The organism is Variovorax pasteuri, assembly GCF_051216435.1.
GTDB lineage: Bacteria > Pseudomonadota > Gammaproteobacteria > Burkholderiales > Burkholderiaceae_C > Variovorax.
This window is the reverse complement of record NZ_JBPJZS010000011.1, coordinates 1-20,612: the sequence shown is the minus strand read 5'-3', so window position 1 is coordinate 20,612 and position 20,612 is coordinate 1. Positions and strand designations below refer to the sequence as shown.

At 67.8% G+C, this 20,612-nt stretch carries 21 protein-coding genes; 9 read left to right on the top strand and 12 right to left on the bottom strand.

Going from position 1 to position 20,612, the window contains the following annotated elements; genetic code table 11:
- Nucleotides 1–7: 7 nt before the first annotated feature.
- Nucleotides 8–982 (bottom strand): tripartite tricarboxylate transporter substrate-binding protein, encoded by a 975-nt coding sequence (locus tag ACSFBM_RS29125; protein WP_435437545.1) that lies wholly within the window; start codon nt 980–982, stop codon nt 8–10.
- Between the two features lie 208 nt (nt 983–1,190).
- Here ACSFBM_RS29125 and ACSFBM_RS29120 point away from each other — a divergent pair, with 208 nt between their 5' ends.
- A complete protein-coding gene (locus tag ACSFBM_RS29120) occupies nt 1,191–2,384 on the top strand; it encodes a M48 family metalloprotease (RefSeq protein WP_435487506.1) in 1,194 nt (397 codons plus the stop codon).
- Between the two features lie 133 nt (nt 2,385–2,517).
- The gene (locus ACSFBM_RS29115; protein WP_435487505.1) at nt 2,518–3,087 is read left to right on the top strand and encodes a type 1 glutamine amidotransferase domain-containing protein; all 570 of its coding nucleotides are present in this window, start codon (nt 2,518–2,520) and stop codon (nt 3,085–3,087) included.
- Here ACSFBM_RS29115 and ACSFBM_RS29110 read toward each other — a convergent pair.
- The gene (locus tag ACSFBM_RS29110) at nt 3,032–4,258 is read right to left on the bottom strand and encodes a citrate synthase (protein ID WP_435487504.1); all 1,227 of its coding nucleotides are present in this window, start codon (nt 4,256–4,258) and stop codon (nt 3,032–3,034) included. The genes ACSFBM_RS29115 and ACSFBM_RS29110 overlap by 56 nt on opposite strands.
- 82 nt (nt 4,259–4,340) lie before the next feature.
- Here ACSFBM_RS29110 and ACSFBM_RS29105 point away from each other — a divergent pair, with 82 nt between their 5' ends.
- Entirely contained in the window at nt 4,341–5,462 is a 1,122-nt protein-coding gene (locus ACSFBM_RS29105; protein WP_435487503.1) for a citrate synthase/methylcitrate synthase, read from the top strand.
- Nucleotides 5,463–5,550: 88 nt separating this feature from the next.
- A complete protein-coding gene (locus tag ACSFBM_RS29100; RefSeq protein ID WP_435487502.1) occupies nt 5,551–6,570 on the top strand; it encodes a hypothetical protein in 1,020 nt (339 codons plus the stop codon).
- Here ACSFBM_RS29100 and ACSFBM_RS29095 read toward each other — a convergent pair.
- The 7 genes from ACSFBM_RS29095 to ACSFBM_RS29065 all read right to left on the bottom strand — a co-directional run bounded on the left by ACSFBM_RS29095 (nt 6,561) and on the right by ACSFBM_RS29065 (nt 15,240).
- The gene (locus ACSFBM_RS29095; protein WP_435487501.1) at nt 6,561–7,808 is read right to left on the bottom strand and encodes a phenylacetate--CoA ligase family protein; all 1,248 of its coding nucleotides are present in this window, start codon (nt 7,806–7,808) and stop codon (nt 6,561–6,563) included. The two genes, ACSFBM_RS29100 and ACSFBM_RS29095, sit on opposite strands and share 10 nt — an antisense overlap.
- A 46-nt stretch (nt 7,809–7,854) precedes the next feature.
- On the bottom strand, nt 7,855–8,667 hold the full coding sequence (locus tag ACSFBM_RS29090; protein WP_435487500.1) for an ABC transporter ATP-binding protein: 813 nt from the start codon (nt 8,665–8,667) through the stop codon (nt 7,855–7,857).
- Nucleotides 8,668–8,759: 92 nt separating this feature from the next.
- Complete coding sequence (locus ACSFBM_RS29085; protein ID WP_435487499.1) at nt 8,760–10,091, bottom strand: ABC transporter substrate-binding protein; 1,332 nt, start codon at nt 10,089–10,091, stop codon at nt 8,760–8,762.
- Nucleotides 10,092–10,159: 68 nt separating this feature from the next.
- The gene (locus tag ACSFBM_RS29080) at nt 10,160–11,224 is read right to left on the bottom strand and encodes a branched-chain amino acid ABC transporter permease (RefSeq protein WP_435487498.1); all 1,065 of its coding nucleotides are present in this window, start codon (nt 11,222–11,224) and stop codon (nt 10,160–10,162) included.
- A 3-nt stretch (nt 11,225–11,227) separates the two neighbouring features.
- The gene (locus tag ACSFBM_RS29075) at nt 11,228–12,157 is read right to left on the bottom strand and encodes a branched-chain amino acid ABC transporter permease (protein ID WP_435487497.1); all 930 of its coding nucleotides are present in this window, start codon (nt 12,155–12,157) and stop codon (nt 11,228–11,230) included.
- Nucleotides 12,158–12,502: 345 nt separating this feature from the next.
- Nucleotides 12,503–13,288, bottom strand: coding sequence for an ABC transporter ATP-binding protein (locus ACSFBM_RS29070; protein WP_435437556.1), 786 nt, complete (start codon nt 13,286–13,288; stop codon nt 12,503–12,505).
- A complete protein-coding gene (locus ACSFBM_RS29065) occupies nt 13,285–15,240 on the bottom strand; it encodes an AMP-dependent synthetase/ligase (RefSeq protein WP_435487496.1) in 1,956 nt (651 codons plus the stop codon). Before ACSFBM_RS29065 ends, ACSFBM_RS29070 begins: the two co-directional genes overlap by 4 nt.
- 84 nt (nt 15,241–15,324) lie before the next feature.
- Between ACSFBM_RS29065 and ACSFBM_RS29060 the strand changes: the two genes are divergently transcribed.
- From ACSFBM_RS29060 to ACSFBM_RS29045, 4 genes are all read left to right on the top strand, one after another.
- Entirely contained in the window at nt 15,325–16,113 is a 789-nt protein-coding gene (locus tag ACSFBM_RS29060) for a Crp/Fnr family transcriptional regulator (protein ID WP_435487495.1), read from the top strand.
- On the top strand, nt 16,110–16,583 hold the full coding sequence (locus ACSFBM_RS29055) for a hypothetical protein (protein ID WP_435487494.1): 474 nt from the start codon (nt 16,110–16,112) through the stop codon (nt 16,581–16,583). The genes ACSFBM_RS29060 and ACSFBM_RS29055 overlap by 4 nt, the downstream gene beginning before the upstream one ends.
- 62 nt (nt 16,584–16,645) lie before the next feature.
- Nucleotides 16,646–17,413, top strand: coding sequence for an SDR family NAD(P)-dependent oxidoreductase (locus ACSFBM_RS29050; protein WP_435437560.1), 768 nt, complete (start codon nt 16,646–16,648; stop codon nt 17,411–17,413).
- A 27-nt stretch (nt 17,414–17,440) separates the two neighbouring features.
- Entirely contained in the window at nt 17,441–17,698 is a 258-nt protein-coding gene (locus tag ACSFBM_RS29045) for a hypothetical protein (protein WP_435437561.1), read from the top strand.
- A 139-nt stretch (nt 17,699–17,837) separates the two neighbouring features.
- Here ACSFBM_RS29045 and ACSFBM_RS29040 read toward each other — a convergent pair whose 3' ends face one another.
- Both ACSFBM_RS29040 and ACSFBM_RS29035 read right to left on the bottom strand, forming a co-directional pair.
- The gene (locus tag ACSFBM_RS29040) at nt 17,838–18,866 is read right to left on the bottom strand and encodes an MBL fold metallo-hydrolase (protein ID WP_435487493.1); all 1,029 of its coding nucleotides are present in this window, start codon (nt 18,864–18,866) and stop codon (nt 17,838–17,840) included.
- A 60-nt stretch (nt 18,867–18,926) separates the two neighbouring features.
- Nucleotides 18,927–19,907: a Bug family tripartite tricarboxylate transporter substrate binding protein gene (locus ACSFBM_RS29035; protein WP_435487492.1), complete on the bottom strand. Its 981-nt coding sequence runs from the start codon at nt 19,905–19,907 to the stop codon at nt 18,927–18,929.
- Between the two features lie 206 nt (nt 19,908–20,113).
- Between ACSFBM_RS29035 and ACSFBM_RS29030 the strand changes: the two genes are divergently transcribed.
- Nucleotides 20,114–20,491: a VOC family protein gene (locus ACSFBM_RS29030; RefSeq protein ID WP_435487491.1), complete on the top strand. Its 378-nt coding sequence runs from the start codon at nt 20,114–20,116 to the stop codon at nt 20,489–20,491.
- A gap of 4 nt (nt 20,492–20,495) precedes the next feature.
- Here the strand turns inward: ACSFBM_RS29030 and ACSFBM_RS29025 are convergent.
- Nucleotides 20,496–20,612: Fe-Mn family superoxide dismutase (locus ACSFBM_RS29025; protein WP_435487099.1), on the bottom strand; the 117-nt coding region annotated here is incomplete at its 5' end.

The following is a 20,612-nucleotide window of genomic DNA, read 5'->3' as shown; positions in this document are numbered from 1 at the left end:
CTGTCGATCAGTCGGCGTACACGCCCGCGGCCTTGATGATCGGGCCCCACTTGGCGATTTCGGCCGAGACGAACTTCTTGTGTTCCGCCGGCTGGGTGCGGCTGTCGGTGGTGATCACCGCGCCCAGCGCCTCTTCACGCTTGATGAAGCCCGGGTCCTTCATGGCGGCGTTGATGGCTTCGTTGAGCTTCTTCAGCACCGGTGCCGGCGTGCCCTTGGGGGCGTACACGCCGTGCCAGATCGACACTTCGAAGCCCTTGACGCCCGCTTCCTGGAGCGTGGGCAGGTCCTTCAGGGCCGGCGTGGTCAGGCGCTTGGCCGTGGTCACGGCGTAGGCCTTGACCTTCTTGGCCTCGATCTGCGAGGTGGTGTTGGTGGTCTGGTCGCACAGCAGGTCGATCTGGCCGCCCAGCAGGTCGGCGATGGCGGGCGCCGTGCCCTTGTAGGGAACCGGCGTCATCTCGACCTTCAGCGCGCTCTGGAACAGCAGGCCGCACAGGTGGGACGCGGCGCCCAGGCCGGCGTTGCCCAGGTTGATCTTGCCCTTGTTGGCTTCGATCCAGGCCGTCAGTTCCTTGTAGTTGTTGGCCGGCAGCGTGGGCTTGCCGATGAGCGTCATGGGCACTTCGTTGACCATGCCCAGGTACTCGAAGTCGGTCTCGACGTTGAACGGCAGCTTGCGGTAGAGCGCCGGCATGGTCGACATGCCGATGTGGTTCAGCAGCAGCGTGTAGCCGTCGGGGTTGGCGCGCGCCACCTTGGCCGTGCCGATGGAGCTGCCCGCGCCGGCGGTGTTGTCCACCACGATCGTCGTGCCGAGCGTCTTCTGCATGGCTTCCGCCAGGTCGCGCGCGACACGGTCGGTCGGGCCGCCGGCTGCGAAAGGCACCACGAGCGTGACGGTCTTGCCCGCAGGAAAGTCCTGGGCGTGGGCTCCGGCAGCTGCGGCGGCAATCGCCGCGAGGGCGAACAGTTTCTTCATGTGGTCTCCGATTTCCGTGATGGGGGTGTCAAACGGCCGCGATCTTATCGGCTGACCACGACCTGACCTATAGCGAATAGCCCTTAGACCTGCATCGAAATCTGCACTGTGCTGGGGCATGATCGGCGCGTGCAGGCCGCGCCGGGGGGCGCGCAGAAAGAACCACAAACCAAGCGGTCTTCCAGGCCGCAACGAGGAGGAAATTCCAATGGATCCATGGGTCTATCCGCGCGAGCGCTGGCTCGGCAACATCACGCTGTGGCTCGGCCTGCTGGTCTGGCTGCTGCTGGTCGTCGGCACGCTGGGCATCGCGCTGGTCTACGTGCTGCTGGGCTTCATCGGCTATGTGTTCGCACAGTCGGCCGTCATCGCCTGGATCAAGGGGACGGGCGTGAAGCTCTCGCCCACCCAGCTGCCCGAGCTGCATGCGCGCTTCGAGGCGTGCTGCGGCTTCCTGGGCATCGAGAAGCCGCCCGAGGCCTACCTGCTGCACGGCGACGGCATGTTCAACGCCTTCGCCACGCGCTTCTTCGGGCGCAACTTCGTGGTGCTGCTGTCCGACGTGGTCGACGCCATGGAGCGGCAGCCCGACGGCGTCAATTTCTACATCGGCCATGAGCTCGGCCACATCCGGCGCGGCCACCTCACGGGCCACATCTGGCGCGCCCCCGTGCTGTGGCTGCCGCTGCTGGGCGCGGCCTATGCGCGCGCCAAGGAATACACCTGCGACCTGCACGGCGAGGCCTGCTGCGAAGAGCCCGACTCCGCGCCGCGCGCGCTCGTGGCGCTGGCTGCCGGCGCGCACCAGTGGCGCAACGTCAACCTGCAGGCCTATGCGGCGCAGTCGGCGGGCAACAGCGGCTTCTGGGCCTCGTTCCACGAGCTGATCGCCGGCTATCCCTGGCTCACCAAGCGCGTGGCGCGGGTGCTCGACCGGGAAGCCCGGCTGCCCAGCCGCAACCCGCTGGCCTATGTGCTGGCGATCTTCGTGCCCTACACCGGGCGGGCCGGCGGCGGCGCCCTCGGCGCGCTGATCACGGTGGCCGTCATCGGCGTGCTGGCGGCCTTGGCCATTCCGGCCTACCAGGAATACACGAGCCGCGCGGTCGTGGCGCAGGCCTGGTACGAAGGCGCTTCGGTGCGCGAGGCGCTTGGCAACTACTACACCGAGAAGGAAGAGACGCCCGAGTCCCTGGCCGCCGCCCGCCTGCCCGACACGCTGCCCGGCGGTGCCACCCTCACGCTCGACCCGCAGAGCATGGTCGTCGAGGCGACCCTGCCCAAGGGCGTGAAGGGCACCCTGCGCATGGAGCCCTCGGAGGCCGACAGCGGCATCGCCTGGCGCTGCGTGGCGGGCGACGACCTGCCGGAGAAGGCGCTGCCCAAGGGCTGCCGCAAGTAGGGTTTCAGCGTTCGGGTCTGCCCGTCGACTTGTCCGACAGGCGGACCCGGCGCAGGACGATGCGGTGCGCGAGGGCGGGGCTTAGGGTGGGTCTTCATTGCCATGAAACCACCAACCCAGGAGTGATTCACCCATGCCCATCACCTCGTCTTCCCTCGACGGAATGAAGGTCGCCATCCTCGTGTCGGACGGCTTCGAGCAGGTCGAGATGACCGACCCCCGCAAGGCGCTGGACGCTGCCGGCGCGCAGACACAGATCGTCTCGCCCATGGACGGCAGCGTGCGCGGCTGGCATCACCACGACCAAGCCGACAGCTTCACGGTCGACGTGCCGCTGCAGAGTGCCAGCGCCGAAGACTTCGACGCCTTGCTGCTGCCGGGCGGCGTGGTCAACCCCGATGCGCTGCGCATCGACGAGAAGGCCGTCGCCTTCGTGCGGGCCTTCGTGGAAGCGGGCAAGCCCATCGCCGCCATCTGCCACGGACCGTGGACCCTCATCGACGCGGGCGGCGTCCAGGGCCGGCACATGACCTCGTGGCCATCGCTGCGCGCCGACCTGCAGAACGCGGGTGCGACCTGGATCGACCAGGACGTCGTGGTCGATCACCTGCTCGTGACCAGCCGCAAGCCCGACGACCTGCCGGCCTTCAACCGCGAGATGACGAAGCTCTTCGAAGTGGCGCACGAGGCGCAGCTTCAGTGACCGCGGCGGCAGGCCCGGTGTAGCGCGCGCGGGGGCGTATCAACTGCCCCGTGGCCTGTTGCTCCAGCACATGGGCCGTCCAGCCGACGCTGCGCGCCAGCGCGAACAGGATGAGCGGTGCGCCCGCGGGCAGCCTGTGGACGGCCGCCATGGCTGCGAGTGCGAAGTCGATGTTGACGGCCTCGCCCAGCAGCTTCCCGCCGATGGCGCGCAGCTCGGTGAACGCCGCGGGCAGCTCGATGCCGGCAAGCAGTGCGCCGCAGCGCACATCGCCGTTCGGATAGAGCGGGTGACCGAAGGCCACCAACGGCCTGTCGTGCGCGAGCCATTCGCGCACGGCGGCCTCGGTGCCGATGGCTGCCGCGTTGCGCATCAGCGCTTGCACCGCGGCGGAGGCGCCACCGTGCAGCGGGCCAGTCAATGTCGAGAGGCCCGTGAGCAGGCAGGCGGCCACCGAAGCGCCGGTCGATGCGGTCACACGCGCCGCGAAAGTGGACGCGTTGAGTTCATGGTCGGCCAGCAGCACCAGCGCGCGGCGCAGGTCGTCCGCTGCGCGCGGGCGCCGCCAGGCGCTGGCCATGCGCATGTGCAGCGGCATCGCGCGCGCGGAAAGGGGGGCGGCGCCGAGCAGTGCATCGGCCAGCGTGCCGATGACGTCGGCCGCCTCGGCTTGCAGCGCGGCGCGCGAGCGGCCGCGCGTGGGGAGGTCGGTGGTGGCGCGCGATGCGAGCGCAACCAGGCCGGCCTGGAGCGGCGCGGCGCCTTTCGGTGTCGACGCTGCAGCAGTGGCGGCGGCAAAGCGGGCCGCAGCGCTCTCCCACAACACGCCGGCAACCTCTTCCAGCGTGGCGCGTTCGGCCAGCTCGCATGCATCCTGCCCTCGGTAGAGCAGCCGTCCCCCGACCACCGTGGACACACCCGACGCCAGCACCGGCTCCCCCCACTGGATCGCCTCGCTGGCCACCGTCTCGGTGCTGCGGCGCCCGCGCGTGCGCGCCGCGATGCGCTGCACGTCGTCGCGGTGGTAGAGGCTGCGGCGCGGGTCCGTTGCATCGGGCTTGGCGCGGATGCGCCCGCGGCTCACGCTGGCGTAGAGCGTCTGCGGGCGGACCTGCATCAGTTCGAGGGCGTCGGCGGCGGGCAGCCAGAGCGGTGCTTTGGTCAAGGTCATGTTGACAGAATAGATCAAGATTGACGTCAATATCCGTACGGCCAGAATCCATCGCATCGTGACAAACCCAGGAGCAAAGACGATGAACGACGACGATGGCAGCCTCGAAGGCGTGGTGGCCGCACGCACGGTGCTGTCCGAGGTGGACGGTGCCGCCGGCCGGCTGGTGATCCGCGGCCATGAGCTCGACGAGATCGCGCAGCGCTGGCGCTATGAAGACGTGGTCGCGCTGCTGTTCGACGGCTTCTTCGACACGCTGCCGCCCGCCGACGGCCTGCGTGCCGCCATCGGCCGCGCACGCCGCGAAGCCTTCGAGCGCCTGCAACCCAACGACGACGCCGTGCTGCGCCGCATGCCGCCCATCGAGGCCGTGCGCGCGCTGCTCGCGCGCCTGCCCGACGGCGACGATCTGCCCACCGCCCTGCGCCTGGTGGCCGCACCCGCTGTCTACACCGCAGCCGTCATGCGCTGGCGCCTGGGCGTGCAGGCCCTCGCGCCCGACGAGTCCCTGCCGCACGCCACCGACATGCTGCGCATGCTGCACGGCCGCATGCCCGCGCCCGTGCAGGCCGCCGCGCTCGACACCTACCTCGTCACCGTGTGCGACCACGGGCTCAACGCCTCGACCTTCGCCGCGCGCGTGGTGGCATCGACCGGCGCGGGGCTCGCCTCGGCCGTGCTCGCGGGCATCAGCGCGCTCAAGGGCCCGCTGCATGGCGGCGCACCGGGACCGGTGCTCGACGCGCTGGACGCCATCGGCACCGCCGCCAACGCGCGCCCCTGGCTGGAGGAGGCGGTGGCCGGCGGACAGCGGCTGATGGGCTTCGGCCACCGCATCTACCGCGTGCGCGATCCGCGCGCCGATGCGCTCAAGGGGGCGCTGCGCAGGCTTGGCGACGAAGGCAGCGTCAACGTCGCACGCTTCGCGCTGGCCGAGGCGGCCGAACAGGCCGCGCTCGCGATCCTGCGCGAGACCAAGCCCGGCCGCGCGCTGGAGACCAACGTCGAGTTCTACACGGCGCTGCTGCTCGAGGCCCTGGGCTTCGGCCGCGAGAGCTTCACCTGCGTGTTTGCCGCGGGCCGCGTGGGCGGCTGGCTGGCGCATGCGCGCGAGCAGGTGAAGAAGGGGCGGCTGATCCGGCCGCAGTCGGTGTATGTGGGCCCGGCACCCAGGGAGGCGGCCGAAGCCGCGCTCGCGCACTGAGCCTGCACGGCGCGCGCGCCGCCATCCGATACCCTCGCTGTCTTCGCATGCCGCTGCGGCATGCGCGAATCAACGAAAGTACTCTGATATGACGGCGAATCCCTCCCTGCAACGCGCACTGCGCCTGCCCCGCGACTTCGCGCTCATCGCGGTGGGCCTCGACGCGGTCATGTTCGTCATCAACATGGCCCTGCTGCTGGCGCCTTCCACGCCCGAGGCCGAGCAGATGCGCGGCGCGTACACCATGCCCGGCGTCTGGGTCACGCTGCTCGCGGGCATGACGATGTCCTGGCTGCTGGCCGCGGCGCTGTCGTGGAGCCACGGGCGCAATGCGCTGGAGCGCCAGGGCGCGGCCCGCGTGGCGCTGGCCCACGATGCGCGGCTGCGCTTCGGCGGTGTGTGGGTGCTGGCGATGGTGCTGAACTACTACGCGCTGACCCCGTTGTTCTACGAGGTCCAGGTGATGTTCATGCCGGGCGGCCGGCTGGAGGGCGTCTTCGCCTATTCGCCGCGCATGTACATGGGCGTGGCCATGATGCTGCAGTCGCTGGTGCAGATGGTGGTGCTGGTGCTCGGCCTGTGGCTGGCGGCACGCATCGCGCTGATGAAGAGCCGCGTTGCAGGGGCACCCGCGCAGGAAGAGGGCGCAGCCGGGGAGCCGCTCCCCGGGTCGCCGCGCCGCGCCGTCGCGCTGCTGGTGGGCGCGCTCTTCGCGGCGCTGCAGCTTTGGAGCGGTCTGGCCGTGGCACGCTGGGCGCCGTCGTCCAGCGACCTGGGCGTGGGCATTCTGCTGCTGACCTGGGTGCTGCCGGCCCTCGTGACCTTCGCGCTCGCGGCCTGGGGCGGCTGGCTCGGCACGCGGCCCGGGCTGTTGCTGGCGTGGCCGTTCAGGGCCGTGGCGGCCGCGGTGTCGGCCTTTTTGCTGGTGCAGGTGAGCTGCATCGCCGTGGCGCTCGCATGGCTGTTCGTGGCCGCGAAGACCTCGTTCAGCTTCTACAGCGGGGGCGGCATCATCGGCTTCGTGCTGGCCTTGGTGCTGCTCTACACGGCGATGGCGGTCGTGCTTGCGCGCGCCGCCACGCGCGTGCTGTACCGCCGCTACTTGTAGCTGCGCGCGTCCTCGATCACCTTGCCGTCGTTGGGCAGGCTGCCCGGTGCCACCAGCTCGATGGTGCCGCGCAGCTTGGTCACCTCGCGCACCGCGTCGGCAATGCGTGTGTCGAGTCCTTCGGGCGCGCCTGCGCATTCGAGCCTGAAGGTCATCCGGTCGTCGCCCATCTCGCCCGACACCACGAGCCGTGCGCGCTGCACTTCGGGAAAGCGCCGCACGACCTGCGCCACCTGCGAGGGGTGGACGAACATGCCGCGCACCTTGGTGGTCTGGTCGGCGCGCCCGAGCCAGCCCTTGATGCGCCGGTTGGTGCGCCCGGTGGGGCAGGTGCCCGCGAGCACGGCCGACAGGTCGCCGGTGCCGAAGCGCACCAGCGGGTAGTCGGGGTTGAAGGTGGTCACGACGACCTCGCCCACTTCACCGTCGGGCACCGGGTCGCCGGTGCCGGGCCGCACGATCTCGACCAGCACCCCTTCGTCGATCACCAGGCCTTCGCGCGCGCTGGTCTCGTACGCGATCAGGCCGAGGTCGGCGGTGGCATAGCACTGCGTGCCCTTCACGCCGTGCGCGGCGATCCAGTCGTGCAGGCTGGGCGGAAAGGCTTCGCCGGAGACCAGCGCCTTGGTGAGCGAGGGCAGCTTGAGCCCTTTCTCCTCGGCCTTCTCCAGCAGGATCTTCAGGAAGCTCGGCGTGCCCGCATAGCCTTCGGGCCTGAGGTCGGCCATGGCTTCGAGCTGCTGTTCGGTCTGGCCGGTGCCGCCCGCGAACACGCTGCAGCCCATGGCATGCGCGCCGCTTTCCATGATGGAGCCGGCGGGTGTCATGTGGTAGCTGAAGCTGTTGTGGATCAGCTCGCCGCCCCGAAAGCCCGCCGCATGCAGCGCGCGCGCGGTGCGCCAGTAGTCGCGCGCCTCGCCTTCGGGTTCGTAGATGGTGCCGGGGCTCGCGAACACGCGCGGCATGCGCGGCCCGCGCACGATGGACGAGAACCCGCCGAAGGGATCGTCGGCGCGGCGCGCCTTCTGCAGCTCGAGCAATTCCGATTTGCGCGTGACCGGCAGTTTCGCCAGTGCCTCGCGCGTGGTGATGTCCGCGGGCTTGACGCCGTCGAGGATCTTCGTGAACGCTGGTGCGGCGCTCTGGGCCTGCGCGATCTGCCTGGGCAGCGCGGCCAGCAGGTCGCGTTCGCGCTCCGCGGGGTCGCGGATCTCGAGGTGGTCGTAGTGGTCGGTCATGTCCGGACCCTTCATCAATCGATTCGTTGTCTGTGGGGTGGGGACTTCAGGCCAGCCAGCGCTTGCGCCGCTTGTAGCTCTTCACGTCGCGGAAGCTCTTGCGGTCCGCGCCGCCGACGCCGAGGTAGAACTCCTTCACGTCCTCGTTCTCGCGCAGGCTCTTCGCCTCGCCGTCCATCACGATGCGGCCGTTCTCCAGGATGTAGCCGTAGTCGGCATAGCGCAGCGCCATGTTGGTGTTCTGCTCGGCCAGCAGGAAGGTCACGCGCTCCTTGGTGTTGAGGTCTTTCACGATCTCGAACACCTCCTCGACGATCTGCGGCGCCAGGCCCATCGAGGGCTCGTCGAGCAGCACCATGGTCGGGTTGGCCATCAGCGCGCGCCCGATGGCGCACATCTGCTGCTCGCCGCCCGAGGTGTAGGCCGCCTGGGAGGTGCGCCGCGTCTTCAGGCGCGGGAAATACGCGTACACCTTGTCCAGCGTCTGCTGCACTGCGGCCTTGCCGTCGGTGCGCGTGTAGGCGCCCGTCATCAGGTTCTCCTCGATGGTCAGGTGCGCAAAGCAGTGGCGGCCTTCCATCACCTGGATCAGTCCGCGCTTGACCAGCTCCGCCGGCGACAGCGCCTCGATGCGGTCGCCGCGCAGCTCGATGGTGCCCTTGGTCACCGCGCCGCGTTCGCCCGCGAGCAGGTTGCTCACCGCGCGCAGCGTGGTCGTCTTGCCCGCGCCGTTGCCCCCGAGCAGCGCCACGATGCCGCCTTCGGGCACCGAGAGCGACACGCCCTTGAGCACCAGGATCACGTGGTTGTAGATGACCTCGATGCCGTTGACGTTGAGAAGGATGTTGGGTTCGCTCATGGTGTGGTCCGAAGCATTCGAAAGAACAGCGGGGCTGCTCTTTTGAATGGCGGCTCCTGCGAGCCGCCACCGTTACCGAGTGCGTCAGTGCATCAAGACTGGCAATCCGCTGCCTCGCGGCGCGTCAGCTTCTTCTCGGTGGCGTACTTGTCGGCCGCAGCCTTGGCCATCGGCTTGATGATCTGCTCGTCGGCCTGGTACCAGTCGGGTGCGATGTTCCACTTGGCGCCGTCCCAGGTTTCCATGCGGGCCCAGGTCGAGCCGATGTGGTCCTGGCATGAGGTGCTCACCGGGCGCATCACGCCGGCGAAGCCCAGTGCGTCGAGCTTCTTCTGGTCGAGCGCCAGGTTCTCCAGGCCCCAGCGCACCTGCTCGCCGGTCATGACCTTGCCCTTGCCGAAGCGCTCCTGCGCACGCTTGACCGCCTCGACGCCGAGCATCGAGATGATCGCGCCGCGCGTGTAGAGCACCGAGCCCACTTCGTCCTTCGGACCGGTGCCCTGGCCCTTGTCGTGCACCTGCTTCAGGATGTCCTGGATCACCTTGTTCTCGGTGCCCGAGCCGTTGAGCGCCAGCGCGTTGTAGCCCTTGGCGTTGGCGCCCACGTCCTTCACGTCGGGCTCGGCACCGGCCCACCACACGCCATACATCTTTTCGCGCGGGAAGCCGGTGGCCACGGCTTCTTTCAGCGCGGTGGAGTTCATCACGCCCCAGCCCCACAGCAGCACGAAGTCGGGCCGTTGCTGGCGCACCTGCAACCAGGCGGACTTCTGTTCCACGCCCGGTGCGGTCACCGGAATGAGCGACAGGTCGAAGCCGTGCATCTTGGCGCGCTCCTGCAGCAGCGGGATCGGTTCCTTGCCGAACGGCGAGTCGTGATAGACCAGCGCGATCTTCTTGCCCTTGAGCTTGTCCAGGCCGCCCTCTTTCTTGCCCAGGTGCTGGATCAGGATGTCAGCCGCGGTCCAGTAGCTGCCCATGAGTGGAAAGTTCCACTTGAACACGCCCCCGTCCTGCGAGGCCGCAAGGCCGTAGCCCAGCGTGACCAGCGGGATCTTGTCGGTGAGCACCTTGTCGGTCAGCGCAAAGGTGATGCCGGTGGCCTGCGGGTCGAACAACGCAACGCCGGGGCGGCCCTTCAGGCGCTCGTAGCATTCCACGCCCTTGTCGGTGGCGTAGCCGGTTTCGCATTCCTCGAACGTGATCTTCACGCCGTTGATGCCGCCCTGCGCGTTGACCAGCTTCAGGTAGTCCTGCTTGCCGTTGGCCCATGGCGTGCCGTTGGGTGCGTAGGGGCCGGTGCGGTACACCAGCAGCGGGAAGAACTGCTCCTTGGCCTGCGCGCTGGCTATCGATGGCGCGAGCATGGCGCCGAGGGTGCTGGCCACCAGGGCGGCGGTCAGAGCGAGCGATTTCAGTTTCATGCCTGTCTCCTTATGTGGGCACCTCGGTGCCGGGTTTTTTACGAACGAACGGGAACGCTGGAAACGAATCAATGCGGGAAGGGCCAGAGGCGCAGCTTCTCCTTGGCCGTGGACCACAGCCGCGCGAGGCCGTGCGGCTCGACGATCAAAAAGAACACGATCAGCGCGCCGAAGATCATGGTCTCCAGGTGGGAGGCCAGCGCGGTGGAAATCGAGAAGCCCAGCCACGCGGGCAGCTGGTTCAGGAACAGCGGCAGCAGCACGATGAAGGCGGCGCCGAAGAAGCTGCCCATGATCGAGCCGAGCCCGCCGATGATCACCATGAACAGCAGCTGGAACGAGCGGTCGATGCTGAACGCCGCCGGCTCCCACGCGCCCAGGTGAATGAAACCCCACAGCGCGCCGGCCACGCCGACGATGAAGCTGCTGACCGCAAAGGCCGTGAGCTTGGCGTACACCGGGCGAATGCCGATCACCGCCGCGGCGACGTCCATGTCGCGCATGGCCATCCACTCGCGGCCGATGGCGCTGCGCACCAGGTTCTTGGCGAGCAGGGCGAACACGACCACGAAGGCCAGGCAGAACAGGTACTTCTGCACCGGCGATTCGATCGGCACGCCGAACACGTTGAGCCCCGCCACGCTCACCGAGCCCGAGGAAGAATTGTTGGTGAACCACTGGATGCGCAGGAACGCCCAGTCGGTGAAGAACTGCGCCGCGAGCGTGGCCACCGCAAGGTACAGGCCCTTGATGCGCAAGCTCGGAATGCCGAAGAGCACGCCGATCACCGTGGCGCACAGGCCGCCCAGCAGCAGCGAGGCGATGAGCGGCATGCCCTCGATGCGCACCTGGAAGTTGTAGGCCGCATAGGCGCCCACCGCCATGAAGGCGCCGGTGCCCAGCGAGATCTGGCCGCAATAGCCCACCAGGATGTTCAGGCCCAGCGCGGCCAGCGAAAGAATGAGGAAGGGCGTGAGGATGGCGCGCATCCAGTAGTCCGACACGCCCAGCGGCACCACGATGAAAGCCACGAGCAGCAGCACGAGCATCGCGATGCGGTCCTGCGCAATCGGGAAGATCTGTTGATCGGCCCGGTAGCTGGACTTGAATTGACCGTTCTCTCTGTAGAACATGGCTCAGACCCGATCGATGATTTTTTCGCCGAACAGGCCCTGCGGACGAACCAGCAGGAAAACCAGTGCGAGCACATACGCGAACCAGATCTCGATGCCGCCACCGAGCATGGGGCCGAGATAGATTTCAGACAGCTTCTCGCCCACGCCGATCAAGAGGCCGCCGATGATGGCGCCGGGTATCGAGGTGAGCCCGCCCAGGATCACCACCGGCAGCGCCTTCAGCGCCACCAGCGACAGCGAGAATTGAACGCCCAGCTTCGACCCCCAGATAATCCCGGCCACCAGCGCCGAGAAGCCGGCCACCGACCACACGATCACCCAGATGCGCTGGAGCGGAATGCCGATGGACTGCGCCGCCTGGTGGTCATCGGCCACTGCGCGCAGCGCCCGGCCCGTGGCGGTCTTCTGGAAGAAGATGGCCAGCACCACCACCAGGCCGGCCGCCACCAGCGCGGCGACCAGGTCTTCCTGGCTCAGCAGCAGGCCGCCTTCGAAGGTGCCCTGCAGCACCATCAGCGGCTCCTTGGGCATGCCCACGTCGATCTTGTAGATGTCGTTGCCGAAGATGGTCTGGCCCAGGCCGTCCAGGAAGTAGGCGATGCCCAGCGTGGCCATCAGCAGCGTGATGCCTTCCTGGTTCACCAGCTTGCTGAGCGCGAGCCGCTCGATCAGCCAGGCCACGGCGATCATCACGGCCATGGCCGCGATGAAGGCCAGGATGTTGGCGAGCACCAGGCTCTGGAAGCCGAACCACAGCGGGAACCATTCCGAGAAGCGCGCCATGGCCAGCGCCGCGAACAGCACCATCGCGCCCTGCGCGAAGTTGAAGACGCCCGAGGCCTTGTAGATCAACACGAAGCCGATGGCGATCAGCGAATACAGCATGCCGACCATGAGGCCGCCGAAGAGGGTTTCGAGGAAAAAGCCCATGGTCAGTTTCTTTCTTGTTTTTCTCCCTCCCCCGCTGGGGGAGGGTTGGGGTGGGGGCACGCGGCGGTCGATGAGGCGCAGCTGCTTTGCGAGGGCTGTCGTGCCCCCATCCCAGCCTTCCCCCAGAGGGGGAAGGAGCAATGCATCAGAGGCGAGTTGGGCATTGCGTCAGTGCTCCACACCCAGGTTCTCCGTTTTTCTCCCTCCCCTTCCGGGGGAGGGTTGGGGTGGGGGCAGGCGGCGGTCGATGAGGCGCTGCTGCTTTGCGAGGGCCGTCGTGCCCCCATCCCAACCTTCCCCCGGAAGGGGAAGGAGCAATGCTTCATGGCGACGATTGGCATGGCGTCAGTGCTCCACACCCAGATAAGCCCGAATCACGTCTTCGTTGTTGCGCACTTCATCGGGCGTGCCGTCCCCGATCTTCTTGCCGTAGTCCAGCACCACCACGCGGTCGGAGATGTCCATCACCACGCCCATGTCGTGCTCGATCAGCACGATGGTCGCGCCGAACTCGTCGTTCACGTCGAGGATGAAGCGGCTCATGTCCTGCTTCTCTTCCACGTTCATGCCGGCCATCGGTTCGTCCAGCAGCAGCACCTGCGGTTCCATGGCCAGCGCGCGGCCCAGGTCGACGCGCTTCTGCAGGCCGTAGGGCAGGCGGCCCACCGGCGTCTTGCGGTGCGCCTGGATCTCCAGGAAGTCGATGATGTGCTCGACGAACTCGCGGTGCGCGAGCTCTTCGCGTTCGGCCGGGCCCCAGCGAAAGGCCTGCGCCAGCAGCCCGCTCTTCATCTTCAGGTTGCGCCCCGTCATGATGTTGTCGAGCACGCTCATGCCCTTGAACAGCGCCAGGTTCTGGAAGGTGCGCGCCACGCCCATCTCGGCCACCTGGCGCGAGTTCATGTGCTTGAAGGTCTGGCCGCGGAAGGTGATGGAGCCCTGCTGCGGCCAGTACACGCCGTTGATGCAGTTCAGCATCGAGCTCTTGCCCGCGCCGTTCGGCCCGATGATGGCGCGCACCTCGTGCTCGCGCACGTCGAAGCTGATGTCGGTCAGCGCCTTCACGCCGCCGAAGCTCAGCGAAATGTTCTGCACGTCGAGGATGACCTCGCCGGTCTTGCGAGTGCTCATGCCGCGGCCTTCACGATGGGATACGTCTTCGCTTCGACGATCTTGAGCGTGGCATTCACCACCCCGGTACGTCCGTCCTCGAACTTCACCTGGGTCTCGATGTACTGCTCGGTCCTGCCGCCGTAGAGCGCCTCGAGCAGCACCGCGTATTTCTCGGCGATGAAGCCGCGGCGCACCTTGCGCGTGCGGGTGAGCTCGTCGTCGTCGGGGTCCAGCTCCTTGTGCAGCACCAGGAAGCGCGCGATCTGCGTCTCGCCCATGCCGTCCTCGCCCGCCAGGTCGGCGTTGACCTTGCCGATGCACTCGGCAATGAGCGCCAGCACGTCGGGCTTGCCCGCCAGGTCGACGTAGCCGCCGTAGGCCAGCCCGCGCCGTTCGGCCCAGTTGCCCACGGCCTCGAAGTCGATGTTGATGGCCGCGCACACTTCGTCGCGCGCATTGCCGAAGCACACGGCTTCCTTGATCTGCGGAAAGAACTTGAGCTTGTTCTCGATGTAGTTGGGCGCAAACATCGCGCCGCTCACGAGCTTGCCCACGTCCTTGGCGCGGTCGATGATGCGCAGGTGGCCTTCGCTGTCGAGCACGCCCGCGTCGCCGGTGTGGAAGTAGCCGTTGGCATCGAGCACCTCGGCGGTGGCGTCGGGACGTTTGTAGTACTCCTTGAGCACCGACACGCCGCGCACCAGCACCTCGCCGTCTTCGGCGATCTTCAGTTCGATGCCCGGCGCGGCCGTGCCCACGGTCTGCAGCTTGACCTTGCCGTCCTGCTGCAGGCACACGTAGGCGCAGGTCTCGGTCTGGCCGTAGAACTGCTTCAGGTTCACGCCGATGGAGCGGTAAAAGCGGAACAGGTCGGGCCCGATGGCCGCGCCGGCCGTGTACGCCACGCGGATGCGGCTCATGCCCAGCACGTTGCGCAGCGGGCCGTACACCAGCAGGTTGCCCAGGCCGTACATCAGCCGGTCGCCCGTGCTGACCGGCGCACCGTTGAGGATGTCCGCGCCCACGCGCTGCGCGAGCGCCATGAACTTCGCATAGAGCCAGCGCTTCGGGCGCGCCGCGTCTTCCATGCGGATCGACACGGCGGTGAGCAAACCTTCGAAGGTGCGCGGCGGGCCGAAGTAGTAGCTCGGGCCGATCTCGCGCATGTCGTTCATCACCGTCTCGGCCGACTCGGGGCAGTTCAGCGTGAAGCCGCCCACCAGCCACTGCGCCACCGAGAACAGGTGGTCGCCCACCCACGCCATCGGCAGGTAGCTCATGATGTTGTCGCCGGGGCCGAGCCGGTCGGTCTCCACGCCGCCGCGGCCCGCCGCGATGAAGCTCGCATGCGTCTGGCACACGCCCTTGGGGCGGCCGGTGGTGCCCGAGGTGTAGAGGATCACGCCCACGTCCGTCGCTTCGCCGGCGGCCACCGCGCGGTCGTAGTAGCCCAGGTTGGCCTTGTCGAACTCGCGGCCCAGCGCGCGCAACTGCTCGTAGCTCATGAGCCCGGGCTGGTCGTAGTGGCGCAGGCCCTTGGGGTCGTCGTAGATGATGTGGCGGATCGCGGGGTAGCGCTCCTTCTGGATCTCGCGGCACTCCAGCAGCTTGTCGACCTGCTCCTGGTCCTCGACGAACACGAACTCGATGCCCGCGTCTTCCAGCATGAACACCATCTCGCTGGCCACCGCGTCCTGGTAGAGCGGCACCGGCACGCCGCGCAGGCTTTGCGCGGCGACCACCGCCATGTACAGGTGCGGGCGGTTGGCGCCCACGATGGCCAGGTGGTCGTTGGCCTTGAAGCCGAGGCTCGCGAGACCGCAGGCCATTTCGCGCACCTCCTGCGCCACGGCGTTCCAGGTCCAGGTTTGCCAGATGCCGAGGTCCTTCTCGCGCACGGCGGGCGACTCGGGTCGGGCTTCGGCATGCGCGAGCAGCAGACGGGGGAAGGTGGGAGCGGTTGTTTGCACAGTGGGCGGATCGTAGGTCTCACTTTGACGCCCGGGTGTCGTTCCAACGACAATCCTAGGGACACTACTCCCCGGAGTTTCCCGATGCCTCAAGGCAATCCTTCCCATGGCGGTTCTCACAGCGTGCTCGGCGGTTCGATCAAGGACCGCGTGCGCCCCGCCAACGCCGCCGAGCTCGATGGCATCCCCTGGTTGCCCACGCTCACGCCCGCCGAGCGCCGCCGCGCCGAGGCCGCGCTGGTGGTGGGCGAGGCCGAGCCCGGCGACCTGGTGTGCCGCGTCGGCCGCTCGCCCACCTACTGGTTCGGCGTGGTCGAAGGCCTGCTCAAGATGAGCAACGACAACGCCGACGGCGGCTCGGTCACCTACACCGGCGTGCCGCCCGGCGGCTGGTTCGGCGAAGGCACGGTGATGAAGCGCGAGCCCTACCGCTACAACATCCAGGCGCTGCGCCGCAGCGTGGTGGCGGGGCTGCCGATCGAGAGCTTCCACTGGCTGCTGGACCACTCCATCGGCTTCAACCGCTTCGTGATGAACCAGCTCAACGAGCGGCTGGGCCAGTTCATCGCGGCGCTGGAGATCGACCGGCTCAACAACCCCGACGCGCGCGTGGCGCGCAACCTGGTGTCGCTGTTCAACCCGGTGCTGTATCCGGGCGTGGGCGAAGTCTTGCGCATCACGCAGCAGGAGCTGGCCTACCTGGTCGGCCTGTCGCGCCAGCGCGTGAACGAGGCGCTCAACGGCCTTTCCGCGCAGGGGTTGATCCGCGTGGAGTACGGTGGCCTGCGCGTGCTCGACCTGCCGGGCCTGCGCGTGAGCGCGATGTCGAACAAGAAGAACAGCCAACCCTCCGCGGAAACGGAAACCTCATGACGCTCAAAGACCAGATACAGATCGTGCCCGCGAACGCGGAGGCCGCGTTCATTCCCCCGCCGGAGCCATCGAAGAAGCCCAAGGCCGAAGAGGCCGGGCCGACGCTCGAAGAGGCCCTCGCGCGCAATGAGCAACTGGCCGAAAGGCTCGAGGAACTGGACGCGGTGCTGGCCAAGCCGCTCAGCGAGATCCTCGCCGACCGCGAGAAGTCCGAAGAGGCCGCGCTCGCCTGGGACCGCTTCGGCGCCATGTGGATGCTGTCGCAGCGCGCCATGCGGCGCGTGGCGCTCGACCTGGCGGCGCAGCTCGGCGTGAGCGAGGAAGAGGTCGTGGCGCGCGCCATGACGAACGCCAACGCGGTGCTCAACGGCGCGGACGAAATCGACCTGGGCGGCACCGTGGCGCCTGCGCAGCTGCAGCACATCGCCAGGCATCGCGCCTTCCTGCGCAAGCAATTCAGGACCGGTTGAGCCGCGAGGCTTTTCGTTACCCCTTAACCTCCCGCCTTCTTTCCAGAAAGACTTTCTTCCAGATGACCGCTTCTTCCCACCTCACCCTCATCACCGGCGCCTCGCGCGGCCTGGGCCAGGCCATGGCCGAACAGCTGCTGCAGGCCGGCCACACGGTGCTGGGCATTTCGCGCAAGCAAAGCCCCGCGCTGGCCGAGGCGGCCAAGGCCGCGGGCGCCGAGCTCACGCAATGGGAGCAGGACCTGTCCGATCCGGTCGCCGCCGCGGCGCGCCTGTCGGCCTGGCTGCAGACCGTCGATGCGCAGCGCTTCGACAGCGTCACGCTCATCAACAACGCGGGCACCGTCGGCAACCCCGCGCCGCTGTCGGGCGCCGTGGCCGCCGAGCTGTCGCTGGCCCTGCGCATCGGCCTCGAAGCGCCGATGCTGCTGACCTCCGCCTTCCTGGGCGCCACGCGCGAATGGCGCGGCGCGCGCAAGGTGCTGAACATCTCCTCGGGCCTGGGCCGCAACGCCATGGGCAGCCAGGCGCCGTACTGCGGTTCCAAGGCCGGCATGGACCACTTCTCGCGCGCCGTGGCGCTCGAGGAAGCCCATGCGCCGAACGGCGCGCGCATCGTCTCGCTGGCGCCCGGCGTGATCGACACCGACATGCAGGTACAGCTGCGCGGCGCCACCGCCGAGAAATTCCCGGACCGCACGCGCTTCGAGAAGATGAAGAACGAAGGCCTGCTCGACAGCCCGGCCACGGCCGCGGCCAAGGTGCTGAAGTACCTGGCGCGTGCAGACTTCGGCGCGAACCCCGTGGCCGACGTGCGCGACCCGGCCTGAGCCTCAAAGAAGAAACGGCAGCACACCATGGCCACCGCCAAGTCGATCGACACCAACGACTACAAGCTCTTTCCGTCGCCGCGCAACGTGCACCGCGTCATCTTCGAACACCAGGTCTTCGTGCCGTACCCGTACGCGCTGATCGTGCTGGACGAGTTCTACTTCAAGGGGCGCAGCAGCCTGTTCTCGGCCTGCCGCATGAGCGACGGGAAGATGGGGCAGGTGGTGACCTTCGAGCTGGCGTCGGACGTCGACATCTTCAACACGAAGTTCGTGCCGGACTGAGCGGGGAGATTGCTCCCTCCCCCTCTGGGGGAGGGCAGGGGCGGGGGCAAGCGGCGTATCAATGGCTGTCGGCCTGTCGATTGCCGTCAGCCCCCATCCCGACCTTCCCCCAAAGGGGGAAGGAGCAAGACGGGAAGCCTCACTGCATCGTGAACCGATCGCGCTGCGCCTGCGCGCATTCCCCCATCACGTTCAACGCCCGCGCCACCGTCGGCGTGCCGAGCACGAACGGATTCGCCGCCCCTGCCGGCTGCTGCCGCAGCGCCGCCAGCTTGGCCTGCGAACTGTCGATGGCCGAGTGGTTGGACACCAGCACGTCGATCTTCTGTGCCGCGACCACCGTGGACATGCGCCGCGTGGCGTCGATGTAGCTGTCCAGGCGCGGCACGTTCTTGCCGAAGTTGAAGGAGGTACCGCCCCAGAGCAGGACGCGGTGCTTCTGCCCGCCGGAAGTCACGTCGAACACCGGCGAGAGGGTGCCCATGGTGTGGCCGGGCGTGAGGTAGAGCGTGACCGTGGTGTCGCCCAGCGTGACGCGGTCGCCGTCCTTCGCCGAAATGTCGTTGGCGCCGCGCTTGGGCGGCGCGCCCCAGATCGGCGTGGCGAACTCGAGCTTGGTCTCGGTCATCGTCCAGTCGGTGTCGCTCATCACCACCCGGGCGCCGTACTTCCTGGCGAGGTAGGGCGCGCCGCCATAGTGGTCGCCGTGGCCGTGGGTGACCACCACGTACTTGATCTGCGCCGGGTCCAGGCCCAGCTTGCGCATGCCGCCCTCGACGAGCGCGGCAGCCTCCACCTGGTTGTTCAGCGCATCGATGAGGATGATGCCGTCGGAGGTCTTGATCGCCCAGGCGCTGACCCAGTCGGCCCCCACGAAGTAGAGGTTGTCGAAGGCCTTGCCGGGCGGCGGTGCCGGCTTGTTGATGAGGGCGGTGAGGCCCCTGTCGAGCTCGGCCTGCGGCGGCTGCGCGGCGGGCGCGGGCTTGCACAGCGTGAGCAGGGGGCCGAGGTCGGTGCCCGCCGCTTGGGTGGCCGCCGCGACGTGGGCGGCGACGCTGGCGTTGGAAGGCGGCTGAAGAGAGGACTGGGCAGGCGTCTGCGCACAGCCCTGCAAGAAGGCGGCAGCCGCTGCCAGGGCGGCTGTCTTCAGGAAAAGCGAATGAACCATCGGTGTCTCCATGCCGTCGGTGCGGCTTGTTCTGGAGACACCATTCTGCGGTGCGCAGGCTTATTCGATTGTCGCGCCCGAGGCTTGCACGATGCCCTTCCACTTGTCGTAGTCGGTCTTCAGCAGCGTGCCGAACTGGGCCGGCGTCATGCTCTGCGGCTCCGCGCCCTGGGCGATGATGGCGGCCTTCATTTCGGGCGTGGCCAGCAGCTTGTTGATTTCGGCGTTGAGCAGGGTCACCACATCCTTGGGCGTGCCGGCCGGCACGAAGATGCCGTACCAGGTGCTCACGTCGAAGTCCTTGTAGCCGAGCTCGGCCACGGTGGGCGTGTCGGGCAGCGAGGTGCTGCGCTTGGCCGAGGTCACGGCCAGCGGACGCAGCTTGCCCGACTTGATCTGCGCCATGGCCGAAGGCACCGACGACACCATCAGGTCGACGTTGCCGGCCAGCACGTCCATCATGGCCGCGTTGGAGCCCTTGTAGGGCACGTGGCGCATCTTGATCTTGGCGGCGCTGTCGAAGATCTCGCCGGCCAGGTGGATGGTGGTGCCGTTGCCCGGCGAGCCGTAGGTGACGGTGTCGGGCGCGGCGCGCGCGGCCTTCACCACGTCGTCGAGCGTCTTGAACTTGGAGTTGGCCTGCGTGACGATCACCACCGGCGTGTAGGCCACGTGGGCCACCGCGGTCAGGTCCTTCACCGGGTTGTAGCTCAGGTTCTTGTAGAGCCAGGGCGCCACGACCATGTTGTCCTTCTGGCCCATCACGATGTCGTAGCCCGTGGGCGCGGCGCGCGCGGCCTCGGCGATGCCGATGGTGCCGCCGGCACCGCCACGGTTGTCGGGCACCACCGTCCAGTGGTTGGTCTCGGTGAGCTTCTGGGCCACCAGGCGCGCCAGGATGTCGGTGCCGCCGCCGGGCGGGAAGGGCACGATCATGCGGATGGGCTTGGCGGGGTAGCTCTGCGCATGCGCGGCGGCCGCGGCGAACGCGAGGGGGAGTGCCAGCGCAAGGGCCAGCGTGCGGGTGAGTTTGCGGATCATGGGTTTGTCTCTTTGTCTGGACGGATCGGGGTTGCAGCAGCGGCGATGGAGGTCTTTGGGCCTCACTGCACCAAGGGTGCAGTGTGCCGCAAGCGCCGCGGCGGTGTTTTCGTGGTTCGCGATGGGTCCCGTATCAGACGGCGGCGACTTGACAGGGCGGTTTCGGCGCCGAACATGAAATGTCGATCCAGACAAAGGAGACAACCATGCTCGCAAACATCGATGCGGTGGCCAACCTCGCGGTGAAAGACCTCGCGGTGGCCCGCCGCTTCTACGAAGGCACGCTGGGCCTTGCGCAAGTCGGCGCGGAAGGCGACGAAGTCGTGGTCTACGGCAGCGGCACCACGCGCATCAACGTGTACCGTTCGTCGTTCGCCGGCACGAACCAGGCGACGGCGGTGACCTGGCAGGTCGGCGCGGACATCGAGCGCCTCGTTGCTGCGCTCAAGGCCAAGGGCGTGCGCTTCGAGCACTACGACATGCCCGATACGAAGCTCGAAGGCGACCTCCATGTCATGGGCGACATGAAGGTCGCGTGGTTCAAGGACCCCGATGGGAACATCCTGAACCTGATCAACGGCTGATCGGTCAGCCGAAGTTCTTCGCCGCGAAGTCCCAGTTGGCCAGCTTGGCCAGGAAGGTCTCGACGAACTTCGGACGCAGGTTGCGGTAGTCGATGTAGTAGGCGTGCTCCCAGACGTCCAC

What these genes read in the sequence shown, in the direction of transcription:
- ACSFBM_RS29125 (WP_435437545.1), bottom strand. Translation starts at nt 982, where the DNA reads ATGAAGAAACTGTTCGCCCTCGCGGCGATTGCCGCCGCAGCTGCCGGA.
- ACSFBM_RS29120 (WP_435487506.1), top strand. Translation starts at nt 1,191, where the DNA reads ATGGATCCATGGGTCTATCCGCGCGAGCGCTGGCTCGGCAACATCACG.
- ACSFBM_RS29115 (WP_435487505.1), top strand. Translation starts at nt 2,518, where the DNA reads ATGCCCATCACCTCGTCTTCCCTCGACGGAATGAAGGTCGCCATCCTC.
- ACSFBM_RS29110 (WP_435487504.1), bottom strand. Translation starts at nt 4,258, where the DNA reads ATGACCTTGACCAAAGCACCGCTCTGGCTGCCCGCCGCCGACGCCCTC.
- ACSFBM_RS29105 (WP_435487503.1), top strand. Translation starts at nt 4,341, where the DNA reads ATGAACGACGACGATGGCAGCCTCGAAGGCGTGGTGGCCGCACGCACG.
- ACSFBM_RS29100 (WP_435487502.1), top strand. Translation starts at nt 5,551, where the DNA reads ATGACGGCGAATCCCTCCCTGCAACGCGCACTGCGCCTGCCCCGCGAC.
- ACSFBM_RS29095 (WP_435487501.1), bottom strand. Translation starts at nt 7,808, where the DNA reads ATGACCGACCACTACGACCACCTCGAGATCCGCGACCCCGCGGAGCGC.
- ACSFBM_RS29090 (WP_435487500.1), bottom strand. Translation starts at nt 8,667, where the DNA reads ATGAGCGAACCCAACATCCTTCTCAACGTCAACGGCATCGAGGTCATC.
- ACSFBM_RS29085 (WP_435487499.1), bottom strand. Translation starts at nt 10,091, where the DNA reads ATGAAACTGAAATCGCTCGCTCTGACCGCCGCCCTGGTGGCCAGCACC.
- ACSFBM_RS29080 (WP_435487498.1), bottom strand. Translation starts at nt 11,224, where the DNA reads ATGTTCTACAGAGAGAACGGTCAATTCAAGTCCAGCTACCGGGCCGAT.
- ACSFBM_RS29075 (WP_435487497.1), bottom strand. Translation starts at nt 12,157, where the DNA reads ATGGGCTTTTTCCTCGAAACCCTCTTCGGCGGCCTCATGGTCGGCATG.
- ACSFBM_RS29070 (WP_435437556.1), bottom strand. Translation starts at nt 13,288, where the DNA reads ATGAGCACTCGCAAGACCGGCGAGGTCATCCTCGACGTGCAGAACATT.
- ACSFBM_RS29060 (WP_435487495.1), top strand. Translation starts at nt 15,325, where the DNA reads ATGCCTCAAGGCAATCCTTCCCATGGCGGTTCTCACAGCGTGCTCGGC.
- ACSFBM_RS29055 (WP_435487494.1), top strand. Translation starts at nt 16,110, where the DNA reads ATGACGCTCAAAGACCAGATACAGATCGTGCCCGCGAACGCGGAGGCC.
- ACSFBM_RS29050 (WP_435437560.1), top strand. Translation starts at nt 16,646, where the DNA reads ATGACCGCTTCTTCCCACCTCACCCTCATCACCGGCGCCTCGCGCGGC.
- ACSFBM_RS29045 (WP_435437561.1), top strand. Translation starts at nt 17,441, where the DNA reads ATGGCCACCGCCAAGTCGATCGACACCAACGACTACAAGCTCTTTCCG.
- ACSFBM_RS29040 (WP_435487493.1), bottom strand. Translation starts at nt 18,866, where the DNA reads ATGGTTCATTCGCTTTTCCTGAAGACAGCCGCCCTGGCAGCGGCTGCC.
- ACSFBM_RS29035 (WP_435487492.1), bottom strand. Translation starts at nt 19,907, where the DNA reads ATGATCCGCAAACTCACCCGCACGCTGGCCCTTGCGCTGGCACTCCCC.
- ACSFBM_RS29030 (WP_435487491.1), top strand. Translation starts at nt 20,114, where the DNA reads ATGCTCGCAAACATCGATGCGGTGGCCAACCTCGCGGTGAAAGACCTC.